The sequence below is a fragment of the Janthinobacterium kochi genome, assembly GCF_051380715.1.
Taxonomy (GTDB): domain Bacteria; phylum Pseudomonadota; class Gammaproteobacteria; order Burkholderiales; family Burkholderiaceae_D; genus Janthinobacterium.
Window position 1 is genome coordinate 90140 of the sequence record NZ_JBNYXO010000012.1, and the last position, 20601, is coordinate 110740.

A 20601-nucleotide genomic window follows, 5' to 3' on the forward strand; every position below is an offset into this window, starting at 1 on the left:
GCGCATGATTACCGCTGCGCGGCGCGGATACGCTCGATGCGTTCAGTGCTGGCCGGATGGCTCGACAAATACGGCGTGCCCTGGTCCAGTTTGCCCAGGGCGACAAACACTTGCGCCAGGTGTTCCAGCGCAATGCCGTTCTGGCGCAGCATGGCAATCGCGTAGTCGTCCGCGTCGCGTTCGACATCGCGCGAATACTTCAAGTCCAGCAGCAGCGGCGGCAGGGTCGCTACTACCGTCGAGACGTCACCGAACAGCAGCGCCGCGCCGGCGCCCACGGCCGAGGTCTGGATGATGCGCCGCGTCAGGTGGCGCTGCTGCAAATGTCCCAGCTCATGCGCCAGCACGCCCATGATGGCCTGGTCGTCCGGCAGCAGTTCGATCATTTCGTCCGTCAGCACGATGTCGCCGGACGGCAGGGCAAACGCGTTCGGGCCGATTTTGCTCTTGCGGAAAACGATGCGGTGCGCGGGCGTGCTGTCACCGGGCGTGGCCAGGCGCGCGAACTGGTTGCGCAAGGCTTGCTGGCGCGCGCCAGCGAGCTGGCTAGGCGCGAATACATGGCGGTCCAGCATATCGAGCACGCCCTGGCCCAGTTGCCGTTCGACCGACTGCGGCAAGGCATACGCGATGCCCTTGGCTGCCAGCGGCAGCAGGTATTGATAGCTGAGCCACAGGGCCACGATGGTGGCCACGGTGGCCAGCAGGGCGCCGCGCCAGCTTTGCTGCAGCCGCACCACCCAACCGTCGCGGTGTCCCGTAGCGTGCAGCATGTCGTTGAAGGCCGCCTGGTCGGCGATCTCCAGGTAGGCGCCGTCGGGAAAGCTGACCTTGCGCACGGCGTGGCTGCTGCGCTCGGACACGTGCAGCTCGCCCAGCGGGCAGCTGCGCTCGATGTCGCCCGCCAGCACGGCCACGCCATCGCGCACGGACAGTGTCACGTGGTACAGGCGCGAACTCTGGCCGTCGAAATAGCGGCCAGCCAGGGGGGCGTGGCTGGCTTGCGTGTTGGCGTCCATGCTTACAGCGACAGGTCGAAGTCCAGCAGGTCGACCATGCCTTCACCCGTGGCCGACACTTGCTGGCCCGTGGCGGCGACAAACTCGTCCAGGCTGCCATGCACCAGCATCGAGGTCGCTTCCAGGCGGTACTTCAGCCAGCGCACATGGGCGAATGGCGTAAACAGGCCCAGGGTGACGACGATGCCCAGCAGATTGCTCAGCATGACGAAGGTGGTGCGGCCCCATGTCAGCTGCGACTGGAACTGGTGCTGCTGCAAGCGCGTATGGTTCCAGATCAGGTTCTGGATCATGGTCAGGAACAGCGGCAGCACGGTGAACGCCCACAGGTACAAGGCGCCGATGGCAAACAGCAGGCTGCCAACCTTGGTGCTGTCATTCGCATTCGCCGCAAACGAGGCGAACACGCTGCCGAAGACGACGAAAATCAGGACCAGCAAGCCGCCCAGCAGCAGCGCGAAGAACAGCAAATAGGTTTTGTAGAAGCTGCCGACCGTGGCGTCAAAGCTGAAATGGGTGGCGCCGAAACGGCTTTGCGTGTGCTGGAAGCGCTTCAGGCGCTGGTGCAGGAAAGGCGTCATCAGGCCCCCCGTGAAGGTATTCAGGATGGGCAGCCACAGGAAGTACTTGTAGGCTTCCTTGGCGCTGCCGCCAAAGCCGAAGCGGATGCCGCGGTAGCTGGTGTTGTACAGCTTGAATTGCAGGCTTTTCCAGACCAGCCAGGGCAGGATGGCGGCCATCAGCACCAGCATGATCAGGCCGACGACGGGCGAGACCTGGAAAGCGATGTTATAGCCGGCGATCAGCACCACGGCGGCGATGCGGCCCTTCAGGATGGCCACGGCGTTGCCATGGTATTCGAAGCTGCTGCCCGCCAGGTGGGTGCTGGAATAGAAATAGCGGTTGCGGCGCACTTTGGCCCAGGCGGAATAAATGCCCAGGGTGACGATGCTCAGCAGCAGGTTGACGATCCAGATACGGAAGTATTCGCTGCCGGTGGCGCTGAAGGTGATGGCTTCTTGCCTGGGAGTAGTGTTGTTTGCGTCGAAATCCACAGGGGTTTCCTTACTTATTGGAAACAAAACAAGATAAGTGAATATTGAGAAGTTATCAATTGAAAATACTGTTTTTCGCAATTTTTTTAACCGATCCGCTTGTGCTGACCCGATCCGGCCGTCCCGGCTATACTGGAACCCAACCATCGCCTAACGGGAAATACCATGCTCGTCGTCCACCATCTGAACAATTCGCGCTCGCAGCGCGTGCTCTGGCTGCTCGAGGAACTGGGCCTCGACTACGAGGTCAAGCGCTACCAGCGCGACCCGAAAACCATGCTGGCACCCGCTTCCTTGAAAGCCGTCCATCCCCTGGGCAAGTCGCCCGTGATCACGGATGGCGCCCACACCATCGCCGAATCGGGCGCCATCATCGATTACCTGGTCGAGCGCTACGGCAATGGCCGATTGATACCGGCGGCGGGCACGCCGGAGAAGCTGCGCTGGACCTACTGGCTGCATTTCGCGGAAGGCTCGGCCATGCCGCCGCTGCTGATGAAGCTGGTGTTCGACAAGGTCGAATCGTCGCCGATGCCGTTTTTCGTCAAACCGATCGCGCGCGGCATCGCCAGCAAGGTCAAGAGCAGCTTCATCATGCCCAATATCAACAGCCAGTTGGCCTACATGGAAGCGGAGCTGGAGAATACCAAATGGTTTGCCGGCAATGAATTCACGGCGGCCGACATCCAGATGAGCTTTCCGCTGGAAGCGGCCGCCATGCGTGGCGGACTCGACGAGCGCCTGCCGAAGCTGACGGCGTTCCTGCAGCGTATCCACGCGCGGCCTGCCTACCAGCGGGCGCTGGAACGGGGTGGCCCCTACGATTTCGCCAAATGAGAGCACCAAACCAAACCTACTGCGCGTCGGTATATATGGCCTGCGATGCTCACCGGCTCGGCGCCCCCGTACTGAGTATGGTTGCGCTTCTCGGCCACATCTCCCTTCCGCTCGCTACGGTTTTGTTCGGTGCTGTGAGGCCGCGTGAATCCTGCCAAGGGGAATATGCTGGGAATATCCCCGGCGCCATACGGTAAAATGCCCGATTCAACCAGTACCTACTCATCGCATGGCCAGACTCCTCGCTATCGACGGCTTGAATATCGTACGCCGCGTCTACGAAGCCAGTCCTGAACCCGATTCCGACCTGAAGGCGGAGATCGCGCTGCGCCACGCGCTGTCGTCGTTCCGCACCCTCATCAACGACCACGAGCCGACGCACATCCTGCCAGCCTTCGACTTTGGCGGCCCGACCTGGCGCCACGCCCTGTATGCCGGTTACCGCGAAGGGCGCCAACCCATGCCGCAGGTGCTGCGCGACGCCTTGCCCGGTTTCTATGCCACCCTGGCCAGCTTCGGCATGCATGTCGTGAGCATTCCCGAGGTCGAGGCCGACGACGTGATCGGCACGGCCGTCATGCGCTGGCTGCACGAGGGGCGCGGCGCGGCCGTCATTGCTACCACCGACAAGGATTTACATGGCCTGATCGCCCACGGCGCGCTGGTGTGGGACCATTTCAAGGGCATCTGGCACGACCGCGCCTGGGTCGAGAAAAAGTTCGGCGTGCCGCCGGAACTGCTGCCCGACCTGCTGGCGCTGATGGGCGACGTCACCGACAGCATCCCCGGCGTGTCGAAGATCGGCTTGAAAACGGGCGCGAAACTGTTGCGCGGCTACGGCAATATCGACGCCGTGATGGCCGGCGCGGGGATTTTACCCGGTGCGCTGGGCGAAAGCCTGCGAAAAGAGCGGGAAATACTGTATCTTTCAAGAAAGCTCGTCGAACTCAAAACCGACGTCAGGCTTGGGGTCACCTGGAATATGCTGGCCTGGGAAAAGTAGAAACGCTTCAGGCAGTTACTCGTAATAATCAAGCAAGGAATGTGAATCATGATGTTAAAGGCAGTCCTGATCGATAGCAGCGCCGTGGCGCGCGGCCTGCTGAACACGGTCCTGTTGGATGGCGGCTACGATGTCTGCGGGCAGACGCATACCAGCGCGCTGGGACTGGCGCTGCTGGTCAAGCACCACCCGCACTTCGTCTGCATCGCGCGCGAACAGGTGGAAGACGGGACGAATGTGGTGCAAACCATCCGCGCCCAGTATCCGAAGACGCTCATTTTCATGGTCTCGGGCGGCATCGACGCCGCTTCGCTGCAAGCGGCCCATGCGATGGGCGTGTCGGGCTTCATCGTGAAACCCTTCATGGCCGACACGGTGCTGAAAACCGTGCGCAACACGGTCATTGCCATGGTGCGCAAGCAGCAGCAGGCGCTGGCCGCCGCTGCGCAAGGCAATTCCTAGAACATCAGGCCAGGCCCGTCGCGCTGGCGATGATGCCGCCACCGAGGCACACGTCGCCGTCATACAGCACGGCCGACTGGCCCGGCGTGACGGCCCATTGCGCCTGGTCAAACGCCAGGCTGAACAGTTCATTTCCATCCGGCAGCAGTTGGCAAGCCACGTCGGCCTGGCGGTAGCGCGTCTTGGCGGACAGGGCGCCCGCTTGCGGCGCCGTGCCGGCGACCCAGCTGGTCTGGTCGGCCGTCAAGGCGGGCGAGAGCAGCCACGGGTGGTCATGGCCCTGTACCACCCACAGGGTGTTGTTGGCGATATCCTTGCGCGCCACATACCAGGCGTCGCTGCTGCCATCCGCATTCTGGTACGACTTCACGCCGCCGATGCCGATGCCTTTGCGCTGGCCCAGCGTATAAAAACTCAGTCCCACGTGTTCGCCCACCGTCTTGCCGTCGGCCGTTTTCATCGGGCCAGGCTGGTAGGACAGGTAGCGGTTCAAAAATTCGCGGAACGGGCGCTCGCCGATAAAACAGATGCCCGTCGAATCCTTCTTTTGCGCGTTCGGCAGGGCCAGCTGCTCGGCGATCTTGCGCACTTGCGTCTTCGGGATTTCACCGAGCGGAAATAAAGTTTTAGACAGTTGCGCCTGGTTCAGGCGGTGCAGGAAGTAGCTTTGATCCTTGCTGGCGTCAACGGCTTTCAGCAGTTCATAACGGCCAAGGTCGGTGGGCGCCTGGCGCACACGCGCGTAGTGGCCGGTGGCGATCAGGTCGGCGCCCAGGGTCATGGCGTGGTCAAGAAACGCCTTGAACTTGATTTCGGCGTTGCACAGCACGTCCGGGTTCGGCGTGCGGCCGGCCTGGTATTCGCGCAAAAAATCGGCGAACACGCGGTCCTTGTATTCGGAGGCGAAATTGACGGCTTCGATATCGACGCCGATGACGTCGGCCACGCTGGCCGCGTCGATCCAGTCCTGGCGCGTGGAGCAGTATTCCGAATCGTCGTCATCTTCCCAGTTTTTCATGAACAGGCCGATGACTTCATAGCCTTGTTCCTTCAGCATCCATGCCGCGACCGAGGAATCGACCCCGCCGGACATGCCGATAACGACTTTCTTCTTGCTCATCTTGCCTTCCAGTGTACTTTAGATAATGTTGCTATGCGCTGTTAAAAACGGACGCATGCGTGTGCAGCAGGGCCAGCGGCGCGCGCCGGCCAGCCAGGTATTCGTCCACGCACTGCAGCACCAGCGGGCTGCGGTGGCGTTCCTGGCATGCCGCCAGCTCGTCGCGCGTCATCCACAGGGTGCGGATGATGCCTTCGTCCAGCGGGCGGTCATGCTCGGTACCGGCCGTGCCGCAAAAGGTGAAGCGCAAATAGGTCACGTCCTCGCCCGTGCGCAGTGACTGGTAGCGCGACATGTACATGCCGACCAGTGCCGTGGGGATGAAATCGTAGGCCGCTTCTTCCAGGGTTTCGCGGATCACCGCCTGTTCCAGCGACTCGAACGGGTCGAGATGACCGGCCGGCTGATTCAGCTTGATGCCTTCACTGGTCTCTTCTTCAATCAGTAAAAACAGGCCGTCTCGCTCGACAATGGCGGCAACGGTGACAGAGGGTTTCCAGATTCTCGGCATGATTCCATCCTTGAAAGAGCCGACATTTTATCTTGTTCTGCGCGCGCGGTTTGAACCCGGCCTTCTGTTGCGCGGACATATTGATAAATGACAACGTTTTAGCAAATAGCGGTGGGAGGTACTTACGTCTTTCCCGGGGAGCGCACTAGCATGGGGGCTTAGGCGGCAAGATGGCAGGAAACGCCCGCTAATATAGGCTTTCCCTGTGGTCAAAACAAGCGCGCATGCAGACTCGACTGTGGTGAGATTGACACACCTTTCCCACAATATGGTCGCCGCGCCGCATGGTGAAACGAATCGGGGGATGCTGGTGAAATTAGTGTCGTACAACTAAAAGTTGCTGGTTCACAAATGTTTAACGCGCTGCTTTCCGTGTTAGATTCTAGTCAGTTTATCAATTAGCGGAGGCATCATGAGGATAGGCATACCGGCCGAAACACGGCCTGGTGAAACGCGGGTGGCAGCCACGCCCGAGACAGTCAAGAAGCTGGCAGCCAAGCATCAGATCGTCGTGCAGGCGGGAGCTGGCTTGCAAGCTTCGATTCCCGACGAGGCGTATGCCGCTGCCGGCGCGCAGATCGGCAGCGCCCAGGAAGCCTATGGCTGCGCCATCGTGCTCAAGGTGCGCGCCCCCGATGCCGGTGAACGGGCCATGATGGCCAGCGGCACGGTGCTGATCGGCATGCTCAACCCGTTTGACGCGGACAATATCGCCGCCATGGCCACGACCGGCCTGTCCGCCTTCGCGCTCGAAGCCGTGCCGCGCATTACGCGCGCGCAGTCGATGGACGTGCTGTCGTCGCAGGCGAATATCGCCGGCTACAAGGCGGTGCTGGTGGCGGCCAATACGTATCAGCGCTTCATGCCCATGCTGATGACGGCGGCCGGCACCGTCAAGGCCGCCCGCGTGCTGATCATGGGCGTGGGCGTGGCCGGCTTGCAGGCGATTGCCACGGCCAAGCGCCTGGGCGCCGTGATCGAGGCATCCGACGTGCGCCCGCCCGTCAAGGAGCAGGTGGAATCCTTGGGCGCCAAGTTTCTCGACGTGCCCTTCCTCACCGATGAAGAAAAGGAAATCGCCAAGGGCTCGGGCGGCTATGCGCGCGCCATGCCGGCCGACTGGATGCGCCGCCAGGCCGAATTGGTGCATGAACGGGCCAAACTGGCCGACATCATCATCACCACCGCCCTGATCCCCGGCCGTGCCGCGCCCGTGCTGATCTCCGAAGAAACGGTGAAAGCCATGAAGCCCGGCTCCGTCATCGTCGACCTGGCCGTCGAGCAGGGCGGCAACTGCCCCCTGTCCGAGCTGGGCAAGACGGTCGTCAAGCACGGCGTGTACATCGTGGGCGAGCCGAACCTGGCAACCCTGGTGGCGGCCGATGCTTCGGCCCTGTATGCGCGCAATGTGCTGGACTTCTTAAAGCTCATCATCGACAAGGACGACCAATTGCTGATCGACCGCGAGGATGAAATCATCAAGGCCAGCCTGGTGTGTGCAGGCAGTGAAATCTTACGTAAATAAGTTACGAAACAACGCGGCACAGGGAGAGAATAACATCATGGAAATCAGTCACACCATCACCAACCTGATCATCTTCGTGCTGGCCATTTATGTCGGCTACCACGTTGTCTGGACCGTCACGCCGGCGCTGCACACGCCGCTGATGGCCGTCACCAATGCCATTTCCGCCATCATCATCGTCGGTGCCATGCTGGCGGCCGGCCTGACGCAAGGCCCGCTGGCGCAGGCGGCCGGCACCCTGGCCGTGGCGCTGGCCGCCGTCAACGTGTTTGGCGGCTTCCTCGTCACGCAGCGCATGCTCGAGATGTTCCGCAAAAAAGAACCGAAGGCCAAGCAAGGAGCCAAAGAATGAGTCACGCCATGAGCTTCGTCACCATGAACCTGGTGACGATGATGTACCTGATCGCCTCGGTGTGCTTCATCCAGGCCTTGAAAGGCCTGTCGTCGCCCTCGACGGCGCGCCGCGGCAATGCTTTCGGCATGAGCGGCATGGCCATTGCCGCCGTCACCACCGTGGCGCTGATCTTGAAACTGAAGGAGCAGCAAACGGGCGGCATGGGCCTGACCCTCGTCATCATTGGCATCGTCACGGGCGGCGCCATCGGTGCCTATCTGGCAAAAACCGTGGAAATGACGAAGATGCCGGAACTGGTGGCGGCCATGCATTCGCTGATCGGCCTGGCGGCCGTGTGCATTGCCGTGGCGGCCGTGTCCGAGCCATGGGCCTTCAATATCGCCCAGCAGGGCCAGGCGCTGCCCATCGGCAACCGCTTCGAGCTGTTCATCGGCACCTTTGTCGGCGCCATCACGTTCTCCGGTTCGGTGATCGCCTTCGGCAAGCTGTCGGGCAAATACAAGTTCCGCCTGTTCCAGGGCGCACCCGTCAGCTTCAAGGGCCAGCACATGCTCAACCTGGTGCTGGCGCTGCTGATGGTTGGCCTGGGCCTGGCGTTCTGTTTCGCCGACGCGGTGGAGCCGGCCTGGACGCCGTTCATCGTCATGACCGTCATCGCCTTTGCGCTGGGCGTGCTGATCATCATTCCCATCGGTGGCGCCGATATGCCTGTGGTGGTGTCGATGCTCAACAGTTACTCTGGCTGGGCCGCGGCCGGCATCGGTTTTTCGCTGAATAACTCGATGCTGATCATCGCCGGCTCGCTCGTGGGCTCGTCGGGTGCGATCCTGTCGTACATCATGTGCAAGGCCATGAACCGCTCCTTCTTCAACGTCATCCTCGGTGGCTTCGGCGGCGCTGCGCCGGCGGCAGGCGTGGCCGGCGCGCAGGAACAGCGTCCCGTGAAATCGGGTTCGGCCGATGATGCTGCCTTCATCATGAGCAATGCGGAAACCGTCATCATCGTGCCCGGCTACGGCCTGGCCGTGGCGCGCGCGCAGCATTCGCTCAAGGAACTGGTGGAAAAGCTCACGCACAAGGGCGTCACCGTCAAGTATGCGATCCACCCGGTGGCAGGGCGCATGCCAGGCCACATGAACGTGCTGCTGGCCGAGGCGGAAGTGCCATACGACCAGGTCTTCGAGATGGAAGACATCAACGGCGAATTCGGCCAGACCGATGTGGTGCTGGTGCTGGGCGCGAACGACGTGGTCAACCCGGCGGCGAAGGACCCGACATCGCCGATCGCCGGCATGCCGATTCTGGAAGCCTACAAGGCCAAGAGCATCATCGTCAACAAGCGCTCGATGGCTTCCGGCTATGCGGGCCTGGACAATGAACTGTTCTACCAGCCGAACACGATGATGGTGTTTGGCGACGCCAAGAAGGTGATCGAGGATATGCTTAAAGCTGTCGAGTAAAGTCTCTCGCTGCTGGTGGAGCGGCCCGCCTTGCGCGGGCCGTTTTTATTGGTCGGCTGTTGCCGCGACGACCTGGTTGCGTCCCTGGTGCTTGGCGATATACAAGGCCTTGTCGGCATCCGATATGGCCGCGTCCAGGCTGGCGCCTTGCACCAGCGGCGCCACGCCGATGCTGATGGTGACGTGCAACGGGCTGCCGTCGGGCAGCACGGTGACCGCCGCTGCCACGGCTGCGCGGATGCGTTCGGCCACCTGGTATGCCTGCTGCAGGCTGGCGTCGGGGAACAGCAGGCCGAATTCCTCGCCACCGAGGCGCGCCGCCACATCGGTGATGCGTCCCGTGTCGCGCAGCGCCTGCGCCACCGTGCGCAGCACGGCATCGCCCACAGCATGGCCATAGCGGTCGTTGATCTTCTTGAAGTGGTCGAGGTCGGCCACGCCCACGCTCAGGGCGGCGCCGCTGCGCGCCGCGCGCGCCATCGCCTGCCCGGCCTGGGCTTCATAGGCGCGCCGGTTGGGCAGCGACGTCAGCGCATCGTGCAGCGCCTGCTGTTCCAGCTGCGCCAGCAGGCTGGCGTTTTTTGCCGCCAGTTCGCGCCGTTCGCGCACGTCGAGCAAGAAGGCGCCGAAATAGCGCATGCCATCGACCACGCCCAGGTCCAGCGCCTTCATTTCGATGGGGATCATTTGCGTGTCGCGGTGGCGGATGGCGAATTCGCGGATCTTGCCCAGCACGCTGGAGGTGCGCGAGCTGCGGATGTAGTTGATCACGTGGTTGTCGTGCTGTGCGCCGACGGCGTCGGGCAACAGGCCGTTCAGGGTCTGGCCCAGCAATTCCCCGCTGGCATAGCCCGACAGCGCCTGCATGGCGCCATTGATATAGCAGATGCGGCAATGTTCATCGATGATGATGACGGCGTCGAGGGCGTCTTCCAGGAGGCGGGAAAAGAGTACTTCGGGAAGAGCGGCAGGCGGTGCTGCGGGCAAAGCATCTGTCATGGAACGGTCGCCGAAAGCCAGGTGACAGACATTGTCGCATCCGCAGGCTGTTTACTCCATGCCGGATATCTTGCCTGTTTCTTTTTCGCCCGTGCCTTGATCACCGAGGCTCAGCGGCGGCCGTACATCATCAGTTCCGCCAGCCCCTTGCGCGCGGGCGCGAATGCATCCAGCAAACCCAGCGACAGGCCCAGCAAGCCTTGCGTGGGAGCACTGCCCGTGAAAATGCGCGCCATGGTGTCGGTGACGCGCACGGTCAGCCCCCGGTCTGCCTGGCGCAGGCTGGCGTAGCGTTCCAGCGCTGCGGGGCTGCTGTCCTGCGCCAGCACGCGGGCCAGCACGGCGGCGTCGCGCAAGCCCAGGTTCAGGCCTTGCCCTGCCACCGGGTGCAGGGTTTGCGCTGCATTGCCGATAGCGACCGTGCGCGCCGTGCCGTCCGCCTGTGCGTTCAGGCCCAGCGGATAGGCCAGGCGCGCCGTCGTGTGGGTAAAGCGTCCCAGGCGGCTGCCGAAGGCGGCGCCCAGGCGCACCAGGAAGGCTGCGTCGTCCAGGGCCAGCAACTGTTCGGCGCGCGTGGGCGGCACGCACCACACCAGCGCGTAGCCGTCATCCTGCGGCAGCAGGGCCAGCGGGCCTTCGTCGGTGAAGCGCTCGTAGGCGCGGTGGGCGATGGGGTCGCTGGTGCGCACATGGGCGATGATGGCGCATTGTCCATAATCGCGGCTGACTGCGCGTTCCGGCTGCTGGCCGAACAGGCCGCCCTCGGCCTGCACCAGCAGGCTGGCGCGCAAACTGGACGCGGCACCCGCCTGGTCGATCTGTACGTCTACGCCATCGCCATCCTCCACGCTGCCCGTGACCAGCGCCGGGCGCAGGCTGGCCACGCCCAGGCGCTCGCACACGTCGGCCAGCGCGCTGACGACGGCGCCGTAACGGGCCACATAGCCGAGCGCCTCGACGCCATGCTCGCTGCGGTCCATCAGGCTGCGCCCGAAGTGGCCGCGCCGCGAGACGTGGATTTCATGGATGGCGGTCGCTGCCACGGGCCAGGCACCCGCTTCTTCGAGAATCTGGCGGCTGCCGTGCGACAGGGCGATGGTGCGCGGGTCGCGCCTGGCTTGCTCGATGGCTTTGGCGTCGAGCAGGGCGATGCCGGCGGCGCGGCTGCCGCGCTGCACCAGCAGGGCGGCCAGCGCCATGCCGACGGGGCCGGCGCCACAGATGGCGAGATCGAAATTGGGCGGTGTATGCATGCGGCGGCGTTAATCCTGTGACATCAGTTGTTCGATTTCAGCGGCGCTTTTGGGCGCCGTGCTGAAGACTTCATGGCCTTGCGGCGTGACCAGCACATCGTCTTCGATGCGGATGCCGGTATGCCAGAACTGCTCCGGCACGCCCGCGCCGGGGCGCACATAGATGCCCGGTTCCACCGTCAGCACCATGCCCGGTGCCAAAGCGCGCCACGGCTTGCCGGGCGCGTCCGTGTCGCGGTAGGCGCCCACGTCGTGCACGTCCATGCCCAGCCAGTGGCTGGTGCCATGCATGTAGAAGGGCATATAGGCCTTGTCGGCGATGACGTCCTGCGCGCTGCCGCTTTTTTGCCGGTCCAGCAAGTTCAAATCCAGCATGCCCTGCGCCAGCACCTGCACGGCCGCCTCGTGGATGGCGCTGTGCGGCAAGCCGGGGCGCACCATGTCCAGCGCTGCCTGCTGCGCGGCCAGCACCAGCTCATACAGCGCCCGCTGCGGGCCGCTGAAGCGGCCGTTGACAGGATACGTGCGCGTGATGTCGGAGGCGTAGCCATCGAGTTCGCAGCCGGCGTCGATCAGCACCAGTTCGCCATCGCGCAAGGGCGCGTTGTTGGCGCTGTAATGCAGGATGCAGGCGTTGTCGCCGCCTGCCACGATGGAGCAATACGCGGGAAACTGCGCGCCGCTGCGCCGGAATTCGTACAGCAGCTCCGCTTCCAGCGCGTATTCGTGCATGCCGGGCCGCGTGGCGCGCATGGCGCGCACGTGGGCGGCGCTGGAAATGGCCGCGGCGCGGCGCATCAGGTCTTGTTCCTGCGTATCTTTCAGCAGGCGCATGGCGTCGAGCATGCCATTGATGTCATGCGCGATGGCAGGCGCCGTGACGCCGCTGCGGGCCTTTTGCCGCACGTTGTGCCGCCAGACCTTGACTTGCGCATCGAGGCTGCCGCCCAGCGCATAGTAAATGGCGGGGGCGTCGGTCAGCAGGCGCGTCATTTCCACGTCGAGTTCCTCGATGGGGAAGGCGCTGTCAAAACCGAAGCTGGCGCGCGCCGCCTCGGGGCCGTGGCGAAAACCATCCCAGATTTCGCGCTCCGTGTTCTTGGCGCGGCAAAACAGGATGGCGTGCGCGGGCGCCGTGGCGCTGGCGGCCACCAGCGCCACTGCGCTGTCGGGTTCCGTGAAACCGCTCAGGTAATAGAAATAGCTGTCGTGGCGATACGGATAATCGCTATCGCTGTTGCGCGGCACTTCGGGCGCCGTGGCGAGGATGGCCACGCTGCCCGGCAGCATTTGCGCCAGCAGCGCCGCGCGCCGGGCCGCGTAATTGGCCATCATGTTGCGCTGGCCTTGGCCGTGACGCCATTGAGCGCATTGAGTACATTGAGCTGCTGTGGCGTGCCCACATTCGTCCATTCGCCCGGATAGACTTCGCCGCCCACGCGGCCCTGATCCGCATAGCTGCGCAGCAGGTCGCCCAGTTTGGCATGGCTGCCCGGCGTGATGCCGTCGAACATTTCAGGACGGTACACGCCGATATTGGCGAAGGTCCACTTGGTGTCGTCCGTATTGTTGATCGCGAACAAGGTCAAGCCGAAGTCGCCCTTGGGATGGAAGTCAGGATTGGGCACCAGGTAGGTCCAGGCGATGTCGCGCTGGTCGGCCGGATACGGCGTGCCCAGCACATCCTTGTCGGCCAGCACGTCGAGTACCTGCTTGAAGTCAAAGTAGGGGCAATAGATGTCACCGGAGATGGCCAGGAACGGTTCCTCGCCCAGCAAGTGGCGTGCCTGGGCGATGCCGCCCGCCGTTTCCAGCGGGGTGGTCTCGGGCGAATACGCGATGCGCGCGCCATACGCACTGCCATCGCCCAGGGTTTCCTCGATCAAATGGCCCAGGTGGGAATGGTTGATGACGATGTCCGTGATACCGGCACGCACCAGGTTCAGCACATGCCAGACGATCAGCGGACGGCCGCGCACTTTCAGCAGCGGTTTGGGACAGGTATCGGTAAGCGGACGCATCCGTTCACCGCGGCCTGCGGCAAAGATCATGGCTTTCATGGGTAGTCGTTTTCAGTATCGGTAGGTCGGCTGCGCGGGCAGGCCGCGCAGCGGGAAAGTGCCTAGAATGTATAACCAACCTGCGGCGTCTTATTTTCCAATGCGTCCAGCAAACGCACCAGCGGCTTGAGTTCCGTGTAGCGGTTGGCCGTCTTGCGCACGTAGTCGAGGACGGTTGGCAAGTCGCCCATGTACAGATCCTTGCCGTCGCGGTAATTCAGGCGCGCGAACAGGCCGAGGATTTTCAGGTGGCGCTGCAGGGCCGTGAATTCGAAATCGCGGTAGAAGGCGTCGATGTCGGGATTCACTGGCAAGCCCAGCTGCTTGGCGCGTTGCCAGTAGCGGATCACCCAGTCGAGCACCAGTTCTTCATCCCATTGAATATACGCGTCGCGCAGCAGCGAGGCGATGTCATAGGTGACGGGACCGAAGACGGCGTCCTGGAAGTCGAGGATGCCGGGATTCGGAATCGAACCATCGTTGATGTGCATCAAATTGCGCGAATGGTAGTCGCGGTGCATGAATACTTGTTGTTGCGACAGGATATTCGCCGTGATGGCCTCGAATACCTTGTCCAGCTGGGTTTGTTGCACATCCGTCAAGGTGGCGCCCAGGTGCTTGCCGATAAACCATTCCGGGAACAGATGCATTTCGCGCAAGATGAAGGCGCGGTCGAATTCGGGCAAGACGTCCGGTTGGCTGGCCAGCTGAATCTTCATCAGCGACTCGAGCGCTTCGGCGTACAGCACGCTGGCGTTGTCGTGGTTCAGTGCATCCAGATACGTGGTCGTGCCCAGGTCGGAGAGCAGCAGGAAGCCATTGTCCAGGTCTTGCGCGATGATCTCGGGCACGGACACGCCAGCGCCTTTCAGCAAGCCAGCCACCTTGACAAAGGCCGGCACGTTTTCGCGCTCGGGCGGCGCATCCATGGCGATCAGTGTACTTCCTGGCAATGTTGTATTGCCAGGCAGCACATTGAGACGGTAGTAGCGGCGGAAGCTGGCATCGCTGGAAGCGGGGCGGGCGGATTCGGGCGCGACGAGGTTAAGCGAGGTCAACCAGGCTTTCAACAGGGTCAGGCGAGCGTCGGCCTGGGCCGGCGCGGTGGAGGAATTGGAAGAGAATGACATTAAGCGGCCTGTGGAATCGGGTTGATGGTGCAGATTCCCATATAATAAGGGATTCAAATCAAAAAATCGCCTGTCATGGTGCTTGCCCCTTCCAATTCATGAGCTGGTTTTCGGCCTCCCCCCCTTCGCAGCGCTGGGCTTTCGCCATCAGCGCGCTCGTCGCCGCCACGACGGTGCCTGTCCACGCCCAGAAAGCACCGCGTCCGGTTCATGTGGAAGATCCCGACGCGCCCACCGTTATGACGGCGAACAGCATGAATGGACGGCCGGAAAGGGAGATCAATCTCGATCAAAATGTCGTGATTGAGCGCGGAAAAACCACAAAAATGACGGCCGATACAGCTTGTTACAAACAAGTTGAAGATCAGTTCGACGCCGAGGGCCATATCAAGATGTGGCGTTTCGGCGATTACTACACGGGTGATGTCTTGAAGTTGAACATGGAGACCGGCAAGGGTTTCCTGCTCAACCCGACGTATCGCTTCGAAGTGGGCGGCGGCCGGGGCAAGGCCGAGCGCGTCGACTTCATCAATCCCGACGAAGCCAATGTCATCGACGGTACGTACAGTACCTGCGAAGGGCCGAATCCGGACTGGTACCTGAAATCGAGTACCTTGAACCTTGATACGGGCCGCGACGTGGGCACGGGCAGCAAGACCATCATCTATTTCAAGGACGTGCCGATTCTGGGCACGCCGGGCATCTCGTTTTCTCTGTCGGGCGCGCGCCGCTCAGGCTGGCTGGCGCCCACGCCGGGCTTTGCCTCGAAGAACGGTTTCGAGCTGCTGATGCCGTATTACGTCAACATCGCGCCGAACCGCGACCTGACGCTGTTCCCGCGCTACATTCAGCGGCGCGGCATCCAGCTCGGTGCGACGGGTCGCTACATGGGCGAGACGGATGCCGGCTTGTACAGCGGCGAAACGTCGTTTGAGTTCTTGCCTAACGACAAGCAAACCAAGACCAACCGCTACATGATCAAGTCCAAGCACGAGCAGGCGCTGGCCAAGGGCTGGACTTACAGCTGGGACTTGCGCGACGCATCGGACAATAATTACCCGAACGATTTTTCGAAAACCGTCGCCACCGCCACCGAGCGGCAGTTGCTGCGCGAATTGCGCACCGATTACCGCACCGAGGACTGGAGCCTGACGGCGCGCGTGCAGAATTACCAGGTGCTGCAGGATCCCGATCCTTCGGTGACCGTGCCGCGTCCGTATGACCGCTTGCCGGCGGTTAACTTTCACGCTGGCAAATACGACGTCTTGGGCGGTTTCGACTGGACCTTCGACGCGGAAGCGACGCGCTTCGCGCACCCGACCCAGGTGCAAGGGTCGCGCCTTGTGGCCGTGCCGCAAGTGAGTTTCCCCATCGTGCGCCCTGGTTACTTCGTCACGCCCAAGCTGATGCTCAATGCCAGCGCGTATCAGCTTGATAACGATGCCAGGACCAAGGCGCTGCTGTTCAAGACGACCTCGTTTACGCGCGCCGTGCCCACCTTCTCGGTTGACAGCGGCCTGGTGTTTGAACGCGACACGAATCTGTTTGGCGCCAAGGGTGGCACGCAAACCCTGGAGCCGCGTCTGTTCTATGTCTACACGCCGTACCGCGATCAGTCGCAGTTACCGAAATTCGATACGGCAGACGGCACCTTCAACCTGACGCAGATCTTCACGGAAAACCGTTTTGTTGGCAGCGACCGCATCGGCGATGCCAACCAGGTCACGGCGGCCGTCGTCTCGCGCTTCCTGCAGTCGGACGGAACGGAGCGCTTGCGCCTGACCTTCGGCCAGCGTTTCTACTTTGCCGACCAGCGCGTGCAGCTCAATTCGACCACGCCGGTCAACCAGTCTCGTTCGGATATCCTGCTGGCAGCAACGGGCCGGGTGTCGGAGACTTGGACCGTCGACAGCCTGGTGCAGTACAATCCCAGCGATCGCCAATTGATGAACTACAACTACACCTTGCAATACCAGCCTGGCGCCAAGAAAGTATTGAATTTCAGCAACCGTTTCCAGCGTGGAGATGCTGGTTGGCGCAATGCGGAAGTATCGACCCAATGGCCGTTGACGGACCGCCTGTATGGCGTGGGCCGCATCAGTTACTCCTTGAAGAATCGCAGCATGCTGGAAAGCCTGGTCGGCCTGGAATACAAGGGCGACTGCTGGGTGTTTCGCATGGGAGCGCAGCGTTTCGTGACGACGTCAAATACTGTTTCGACGCCGATCTTCTTCCAGCTGGAATTGACGGGCTTGTCGAATGGCCTGGGTCTGGGCGCGAATGGGCTGGAAACATTTACCAAAACCATCCCTGGCTACCAGGCACTGAGCCAGCCACTCCGTTAAGATAGGCACCGTTGCCGCCGCCGGTGTTCCCGGCGCTGGCACAAACCGGTTTTTTTATTCACCTGAACTCATGAGCGCTCTACACATTATGCGTAATGCCAGTATGCACCAACTCAAAATTGCAACGGTTTTGTTGTGCGCCATTTCCGGCGCCACGGCCAGTAGTGTCTGGGCGCAACAGGCTGCGCCAGCGCCTGCGGCCAAGCCCGCTGCCGTTGCACCCGCACCGGTCAAGGGCTTCACGCCGCCGGCCTCGAGCAGTGGCCAGACCATCGACTCCATCGCCGTCGTCGTCAATGACGACGTGATTACGCGCAATGAAGTGGCGGCCCGTATCAAGAGCGTGGAGCAGCGCATGAAGGCGCAGAACGTGCCTTTGCCCGATCCTGCCGACCTGCGTCGTCAATTGCTGGAGCGTATGATTGTTGAACGCGCACAAATGCAGCTGGCCAAGGAAATGGGCGTGCGCGTGGATGACCTGACCCTGGACCGCGCGATTGGCCGTATTGCTGAACAGCAAAAGATGACGGTGCAAGAGCTGCGTAACCAGATGGAAAAAGAAGGCACGCCGTTTGCGACCTTCCGCGAAGAAATTCGCGATGAAATCATCATGCAGCGCTTGCGCGAGCATGAAGTCGACGCCAAGATCCAGATTTCCGATTCCGAAGTGGATAACTTCCTGGAAGCGGAAAAAGCGGCGGCCAGCGAACAGGTCGAGCTGAACCTGGCGCAGATTCTCGTGCGCATTCCGGAAAACTCCAGCCCTGAACAGATCGCCGCACGCCGCGCGCGCGCTGAAGAAGTCAGCCGCCAGCTGCGCACGGGCGCCGATTTCGCCAAGATGGCCGCCACCTATTCCGACGCCAGCGATGCGCTGAGCGGCGGAGATATCGGCTGGCGCCATAGCGACCGTTTGCCGCCCCTGTTCACGGAACAGTTGGTGAAATTGAAGCCTGGCCAGATCACGCCCATCATCAAGAGCAACACCGGTTTCCATATCCTGAAGCTGGTGGACCGCCGTAGCGCGGCCGAAGCGCAAGCCGTTGCTGCCGTGCAGCAAACGCATGCCCGCCATATCTTGCTGAAAATTACGCCGACCTTGTCGGCGGCCGAAGCCAAGCGCAAATTATCGGAATTGAAAGAGCGTCTCGATAACAAGGCTGCCAAGTTCGAAGACCTGGCCCGTTTGTTCTCGAATGACGGTTCGGCGGCCAAGGGCGGCGACCTGGGCTGGCTGTATCCGGGCGATACCGTACCGGAATTTGAAACGGCGATGAATGCGCTGAAACCGGGTGAAGTGAGCGAGCCGATCGAATCGAGCTTTGGCTTCCACCTGATCGAAGTGCTGGAACGCAAGAGCGATGATGTCTCGAAAGAGAAACAGCGCAGCGCCGCCCGCAACGCCTTGCGCGAACGCAAGCTGGAAGAAGCGACGGAAAACTGGGCGCGCGAAGTACGCGACCGTGCCTACGTCGAATTCCGCGCGGACGACCAGTAATGCTGCCGACTATTTGCGCATGAGTAACTTGCCTGTATCACGCCGCCCGGCCATCGCCATTACCTGTGGCGAACCGGCCGGTGTCGGCCCTGAAATTTCGATCCGCGCCGCCTGGGCCATGCGGCATGAAGTCACAGTCATCCTGCTGGGCGACGCCGCCTTCCTGGCGCTGACGGCCAGCCTGATCGACCCGGAGATTCGCCTGGCGGCGCTGTCGCTGGAAGCGGTGCGCAACAACGGCCTGCCCCAGTTCGGCCCCGGCCGCCTTGCCGTGATCGATATTCCCACTGTCAATAATGTCATCCCTGGCGTGCTGGACAAGGAAAACGGGCGCTCCGTGCTCGCTACCCTGGACGCGGCCGTGGAAGGCATCCAGGCAGGCTGGTTTGGCGCCATGGTCACGGCGCCCTTGCAAAAGAGCACGATCAACGACGCCGGCGTGGCCTTTTCCGGCCATACGGAGTACCTGGCAGAAAAAACCGGTACGCCGCGGGTAGTGATGATGCTGGCCGGCGAACCGGGACATGGCGAACCGACCCTGCGCGTGGCGCTGGCCACCACGCACCTGCCCTTGAAGGATGTGTCCGCTGCCATCACCATCGATAGCCTGGCCGTCACCCTGGATATCCTCCAGGCAGACCTGCAACAGAAATTCGGCATCGCCGCGCCGCGCATCCTGGTGACCGGCCTGAACCCGCACGCGGGCGAGGGCGGCTACCTGGGGCGCGAGGAAATCGATGTCATCACCCCGGCGATTGCCGCAGCGCAAGCGCGCGGCATTGATGCGCGCGGACCGTTCCCGGCCGATACCTTGTTCCAGCACAAATATCTGGCCGACGCCGACTGCGTGCTGGCCATGTACCACGACCAGGGCTTGCCCGTGCTGAAGTATGCGACCTTCGGGCGCGGCATCAATATCACCCTGGGCTTGCCACTGATCCGCACCTCGGTCGACCATGGCACGGCGCTGGATCTGGCCGCGCAAGGGTTGGGGCTGGCCGATTGCCACAGCATGGAGCAGGCCCTGCAAACGGCGCTCGACATGCTGCGCGCCAGCACCCGCGCCTGATACCCACCGGTTTTACCCCGCTACACCGCCTCTAGAATAGAAAAACAGAATATGAAACACGTTGCCCGTAAACGCTTTGGCCAGAACTTCCTGCATGACCGCTTCGTCCTCGACGACATCACGGCCGCCATCGCGCCGCAGGCGGACGATGCCATGGTCGAGATTGGCCCCGGCCTGGGCGCCATGACGGAGCAATTGTTGCGTCACCTGAAGCACATGCATGTGGTGGAACTGGACCGCGACCTGATCGTGCGCCTGGAAAAAACCTTCAATCCGGCCAAGCTGACGATCCACTCGGGCGACGCGCTGAAATTCGATTTTGCGCAAATCCCCGTGCCGGCCGGCGAAAAGCTGCGCATCGTGGGCAACTTGCCGTACAACATCTCCAGCCCCCTGCTGTTCCACCTGGCGGACTTCGCGCCGCTGGTGAAAGACCAGCATTTCATGCTGCAAAAGGAGGTCGTCGAGCGCATGGTGGCCGAGCCGGGCAGCAAGGCGTATGGCCGCCTGTCCGTGATGCTGCAATGGCGCTACGACATGACCTTGATGTTCATCGTGCCGCCGACGGCCTTCGATCCGCCGCCGAAGGTGGAATCGGCCATCGTGCGCATGATCCCCGTGGCCGAGCGCCTGGCCTGCGACCAGGCGACTCTGGAAGCGGTCGTCATGAAGGCTTTCTCGCAGCGCCGCAAGGTGATCCGCAACTGCCTGGCCGGCATGTTTACGGAAGAGCAGATCAAGGCGGCCGGCATCGACCCGACCAAGCGTCCGGAGACCGTGGGGCTGGAGCAGTATGTTGCTTTGGCGAATTTGCTCAAAGCACCGCAGTAATCGCAAGGGCTGGGGTCAGACCCTCTCCACCACCAGCGCCTGAGCAGGCGTCGACGCGAACGGGGGTCT

At 62.2% G+C, this 20601-nt stretch carries 19 protein-coding genes; 10 read left to right on the plus strand and 9 right to left on the minus strand.

What is annotated here, in order from left to right:
* Window positions 1–8: 8 nt before the first annotated feature.
* Window positions 9–1019, minus strand: coding sequence for a M48 family metallopeptidase (locus ACQ4WL_RS22085; RefSeq protein ID WP_436511671.1), 1011 nt, complete (start codon window positions 1017–1019; stop codon window positions 9–11).
* Window positions 1020–1021: 2 nt separating this feature from the next.
* Window positions 1022–2074: a YjgN family protein gene (locus tag ACQ4WL_RS22090; RefSeq protein ID WP_436511672.1), complete on the minus strand. Its 1053-nt coding sequence runs from the start codon at window positions 2072–2074 to the stop codon at window positions 1022–1024.
* Window positions 2075–2239: 165 nt separating this feature from the next.
* Between ACQ4WL_RS22090 and ACQ4WL_RS22095 the strand changes: the two genes are divergently transcribed.
* The 3 genes from ACQ4WL_RS22095 to ACQ4WL_RS22105 all read left to right on the plus strand — a co-directional run bounded on the left by ACQ4WL_RS22095 (window position 2240) and on the right by ACQ4WL_RS22105 (window position 4376).
* Entirely contained in the window at window positions 2240–2911 is a 672-nt protein-coding gene (locus ACQ4WL_RS22095) for a glutathione S-transferase (protein WP_436511673.1), read from the plus strand.
* Window positions 2912–3140: 229 nt separating this feature from the next.
* On the plus strand, window positions 3141–3914 hold the full coding sequence (locus ACQ4WL_RS22100; protein WP_436511674.1) for a 5'-3' exonuclease: 774 nt from the start codon (window positions 3141–3143) through the stop codon (window positions 3912–3914).
* A gap of 51 nt (window positions 3915–3965) precedes the next feature.
* A complete protein-coding gene (locus ACQ4WL_RS22105; RefSeq protein ID WP_436511733.1) occupies window positions 3966–4376 on the plus strand; it encodes a response regulator in 411 nt (136 codons plus the stop codon).
* 4 nt (window positions 4377–4380) lie between these two features.
* On the opposite strand, the gene mnmA is transcribed toward ACQ4WL_RS22105, so the two are convergent.
* Together mnmA and ACQ4WL_RS22115 are read right to left on the minus strand one after the other, a co-directional pair.
* On the minus strand, window positions 4381–5496 hold the full coding sequence (gene mnmA, locus ACQ4WL_RS22110) for a tRNA 2-thiouridine(34) synthase MnmA (protein WP_436511675.1): 1116 nt from the start codon (window positions 5494–5496) through the stop codon (window positions 4381–4383).
* A 31-nt stretch (window positions 5497–5527) separates the two neighbouring features.
* Complete coding sequence (locus ACQ4WL_RS22115) at window positions 5528–6007, minus strand: NUDIX hydrolase (protein ID WP_436511676.1); 480 nt, start codon at window positions 6005–6007, stop codon at window positions 5528–5530.
* A 412-nt stretch (window positions 6008–6419) separates the two neighbouring features.
* Here ACQ4WL_RS22115 and ACQ4WL_RS22120 point away from each other — a divergent pair, with 412 nt between their 5' ends.
* The 3 genes from ACQ4WL_RS22120 to ACQ4WL_RS22130 are packed head-to-tail and all read left to right on the plus strand — an operon-like array spanning window position 6420 to window position 9347.
* Window positions 6420–7532 carry a Re/Si-specific NAD(P)(+) transhydrogenase subunit alpha gene (locus ACQ4WL_RS22120; protein ID WP_436511677.1) on the plus strand — a complete coding sequence of 371 codons (1113 nt, stop codon included), beginning with the start codon at window positions 6420–6422 and terminating at the stop codon, window positions 7530–7532.
* Window positions 7533–7569: 37 nt separating this feature from the next.
* The gene (locus ACQ4WL_RS22125) at window positions 7570–7884 is read left to right on the plus strand and encodes an NAD(P) transhydrogenase subunit alpha part 2 (protein ID WP_035822749.1); all 315 of its coding nucleotides are present in this window, start codon (window positions 7570–7572) and stop codon (window positions 7882–7884) included.
* A gap of 8 nt (window positions 7885–7892) precedes the next feature.
* Window positions 7893–9347 (plus strand): NAD(P)(+) transhydrogenase (Re/Si-specific) subunit beta, encoded by a 1455-nt coding sequence (locus ACQ4WL_RS22130; RefSeq protein WP_436511734.1) that lies wholly within the window; start codon window positions 7893–7895, stop codon window positions 9345–9347.
* Window positions 9348–9392: 45 nt separating this feature from the next.
* Here the strand turns inward: ACQ4WL_RS22130 and ACQ4WL_RS22135 are convergent, their stop codons facing one another.
* The 5 genes from ACQ4WL_RS22135 to ACQ4WL_RS22155 all read right to left on the minus strand — a co-directional run bounded on the left by ACQ4WL_RS22135 (window position 9393) and on the right by ACQ4WL_RS22155 (window position 14789).
* Window positions 9393–10346, minus strand: a complete 954-nt coding sequence (locus tag ACQ4WL_RS22135; RefSeq protein WP_436511678.1) for a GGDEF domain-containing protein — start codon at window positions 10344–10346, stop codon at window positions 9393–9395.
* 110 nt (window positions 10347–10456) lie between these two features.
* Window positions 10457–11599 carry a UbiH/UbiF/VisC/COQ6 family ubiquinone biosynthesis hydroxylase gene (locus tag ACQ4WL_RS22140; protein ID WP_436511679.1) on the minus strand — a complete coding sequence of 381 codons (1143 nt, stop codon included), beginning with the start codon at window positions 11597–11599 and terminating at the stop codon, window positions 10457–10459.
* 9 nt (window positions 11600–11608) lie between these two features.
* A complete protein-coding gene (pepP, locus tag ACQ4WL_RS22145; protein ID WP_436511735.1) occupies window positions 11609–12931 on the minus strand; it encodes a Xaa-Pro aminopeptidase in 1323 nt (440 codons plus the stop codon).
* The gene (gene murU / locus ACQ4WL_RS22150) at window positions 12931–13659 is read right to left on the minus strand and encodes an N-acetylmuramate alpha-1-phosphate uridylyltransferase MurU (protein WP_436511680.1); all 729 of its coding nucleotides are present in this window, start codon (window positions 13657–13659) and stop codon (window positions 12931–12933) included. Before murU ends, pepP begins: the two co-directional genes overlap by 1 nt.
* Before the next feature lie 62 nt (window positions 13660–13721).
* The gene (locus tag ACQ4WL_RS22155) at window positions 13722–14789 is read right to left on the minus strand and encodes an aminoglycoside phosphotransferase family protein (RefSeq protein ID WP_436511681.1); all 1068 of its coding nucleotides are present in this window, start codon (window positions 14787–14789) and stop codon (window positions 13722–13724) included.
* Between the two features lie 98 nt (window positions 14790–14887).
* Between ACQ4WL_RS22155 and ACQ4WL_RS22160 the strand changes: the two genes are divergently transcribed.
* From ACQ4WL_RS22160 to rsmA, 4 genes are all read left to right on the plus strand, one after another.
* On the plus strand, window positions 14888–17134 hold the full coding sequence (locus tag ACQ4WL_RS22160) for an LPS-assembly protein LptD (RefSeq protein ID WP_436511682.1): 2247 nt from the start codon (window positions 14888–14890) through the stop codon (window positions 17132–17134).
* 103 nt (window positions 17135–17237) lie between these two features.
* Window positions 17238–18632: a peptidylprolyl isomerase gene (locus ACQ4WL_RS22165; RefSeq protein WP_436511683.1), complete on the plus strand. Its 1395-nt coding sequence runs from the start codon at window positions 17238–17240 to the stop codon at window positions 18630–18632.
* A gap of 19 nt (window positions 18633–18651) precedes the next feature.
* Complete coding sequence (gene pdxA, locus ACQ4WL_RS22170; protein ID WP_436511684.1) at window positions 18652–19701, plus strand: 4-hydroxythreonine-4-phosphate dehydrogenase PdxA; 1050 nt, start codon at window positions 18652–18654, stop codon at window positions 19699–19701.
* Window positions 19702–19752: 51 nt separating this feature from the next.
* The gene (gene rsmA / locus ACQ4WL_RS22175; protein ID WP_436511685.1) at window positions 19753–20532 is read left to right on the plus strand and encodes a 16S rRNA (adenine(1518)-N(6)/adenine(1519)-N(6))-dimethyltransferase RsmA; all 780 of its coding nucleotides are present in this window, start codon (window positions 19753–19755) and stop codon (window positions 20530–20532) included.
* The last annotated feature ends 69 nt before the right edge of the window (window positions 20533–20601 follow it).

Excerpts from the sequence above, each read along its gene's own strand:
- ACQ4WL_RS22085 (WP_436511671.1), bottom strand. The coding sequence starts at position 1,019 with ATGGACGCCAACACGCAAGCCAGCCACGCCCCCCTGGCTGGCCGCTAT.
- ACQ4WL_RS22095 (WP_436511673.1), top strand. The coding sequence starts at position 2,240 with ATGCTCGTCGTCCACCATCTGAACAATTCGCGCTCGCAGCGCGTGCTC.
- ACQ4WL_RS22100 (WP_436511674.1), top strand. The coding sequence starts at position 3,141 with ATGGCCAGACTCCTCGCTATCGACGGCTTGAATATCGTACGCCGCGTC.
- ACQ4WL_RS22105 (WP_436511733.1), top strand. The coding sequence starts at position 3,966 with ATGTTAAAGGCAGTCCTGATCGATAGCAGCGCCGTGGCGCGCGGCCTG.
- mnmA (WP_436511675.1), bottom strand. The coding sequence starts at position 5,496 with ATGAGCAAGAAGAAAGTCGTTATCGGCATGTCCGGCGGGGTCGATTCC.
- ACQ4WL_RS22115 (WP_436511676.1), bottom strand. The coding sequence starts at position 6,007 with ATGCCGAGAATCTGGAAACCCTCTGTCACCGTTGCCGCCATTGTCGAG.
- ACQ4WL_RS22120 (WP_436511677.1), top strand. The coding sequence starts at position 6,420 with ATGAGGATAGGCATACCGGCCGAAACACGGCCTGGTGAAACGCGGGTG.
- ACQ4WL_RS22125 (WP_035822749.1), top strand. The coding sequence starts at position 7,570 with ATGGAAATCAGTCACACCATCACCAACCTGATCATCTTCGTGCTGGCC.
- ACQ4WL_RS22130 (WP_436511734.1), top strand. The coding sequence starts at position 7,893 with ATGAGCTTCGTCACCATGAACCTGGTGACGATGATGTACCTGATCGCC.
- ACQ4WL_RS22135 (WP_436511678.1), bottom strand. The coding sequence starts at position 10,346 with ATGACAGATGCTTTGCCCGCAGCACCGCCTGCCGCTCTTCCCGAAGTA.
- ACQ4WL_RS22140 (WP_436511679.1), bottom strand. The coding sequence starts at position 11,599 with ATGCATACACCGCCCAATTTCGATCTCGCCATCTGTGGCGCCGGCCCC.
- pepP (WP_436511735.1), bottom strand. The coding sequence starts at position 12,931 with ATGGCCAATTACGCGGCCCGGCGCGCGGCGCTGCTGGCGCAAATGCTG.
- murU (WP_436511680.1), bottom strand. The coding sequence starts at position 13,659 with ATGAAAGCCATGATCTTTGCCGCAGGCCGCGGTGAACGGATGCGTCCG.
- ACQ4WL_RS22155 (WP_436511681.1), bottom strand. The coding sequence starts at position 14,789 with ATGTCATTCTCTTCCAATTCCTCCACCGCGCCGGCCCAGGCCGACGCT.
- ACQ4WL_RS22160 (WP_436511682.1), top strand. The coding sequence starts at position 14,888 with ATGAGCTGGTTTTCGGCCTCCCCCCCTTCGCAGCGCTGGGCTTTCGCC.
- ACQ4WL_RS22165 (WP_436511683.1), top strand. The coding sequence starts at position 17,238 with ATGCACCAACTCAAAATTGCAACGGTTTTGTTGTGCGCCATTTCCGGC.
- pdxA (WP_436511684.1), top strand. The coding sequence starts at position 18,652 with ATGAGTAACTTGCCTGTATCACGCCGCCCGGCCATCGCCATTACCTGT.
- rsmA (WP_436511685.1), top strand. The coding sequence starts at position 19,753 with ATGAAACACGTTGCCCGTAAACGCTTTGGCCAGAACTTCCTGCATGAC.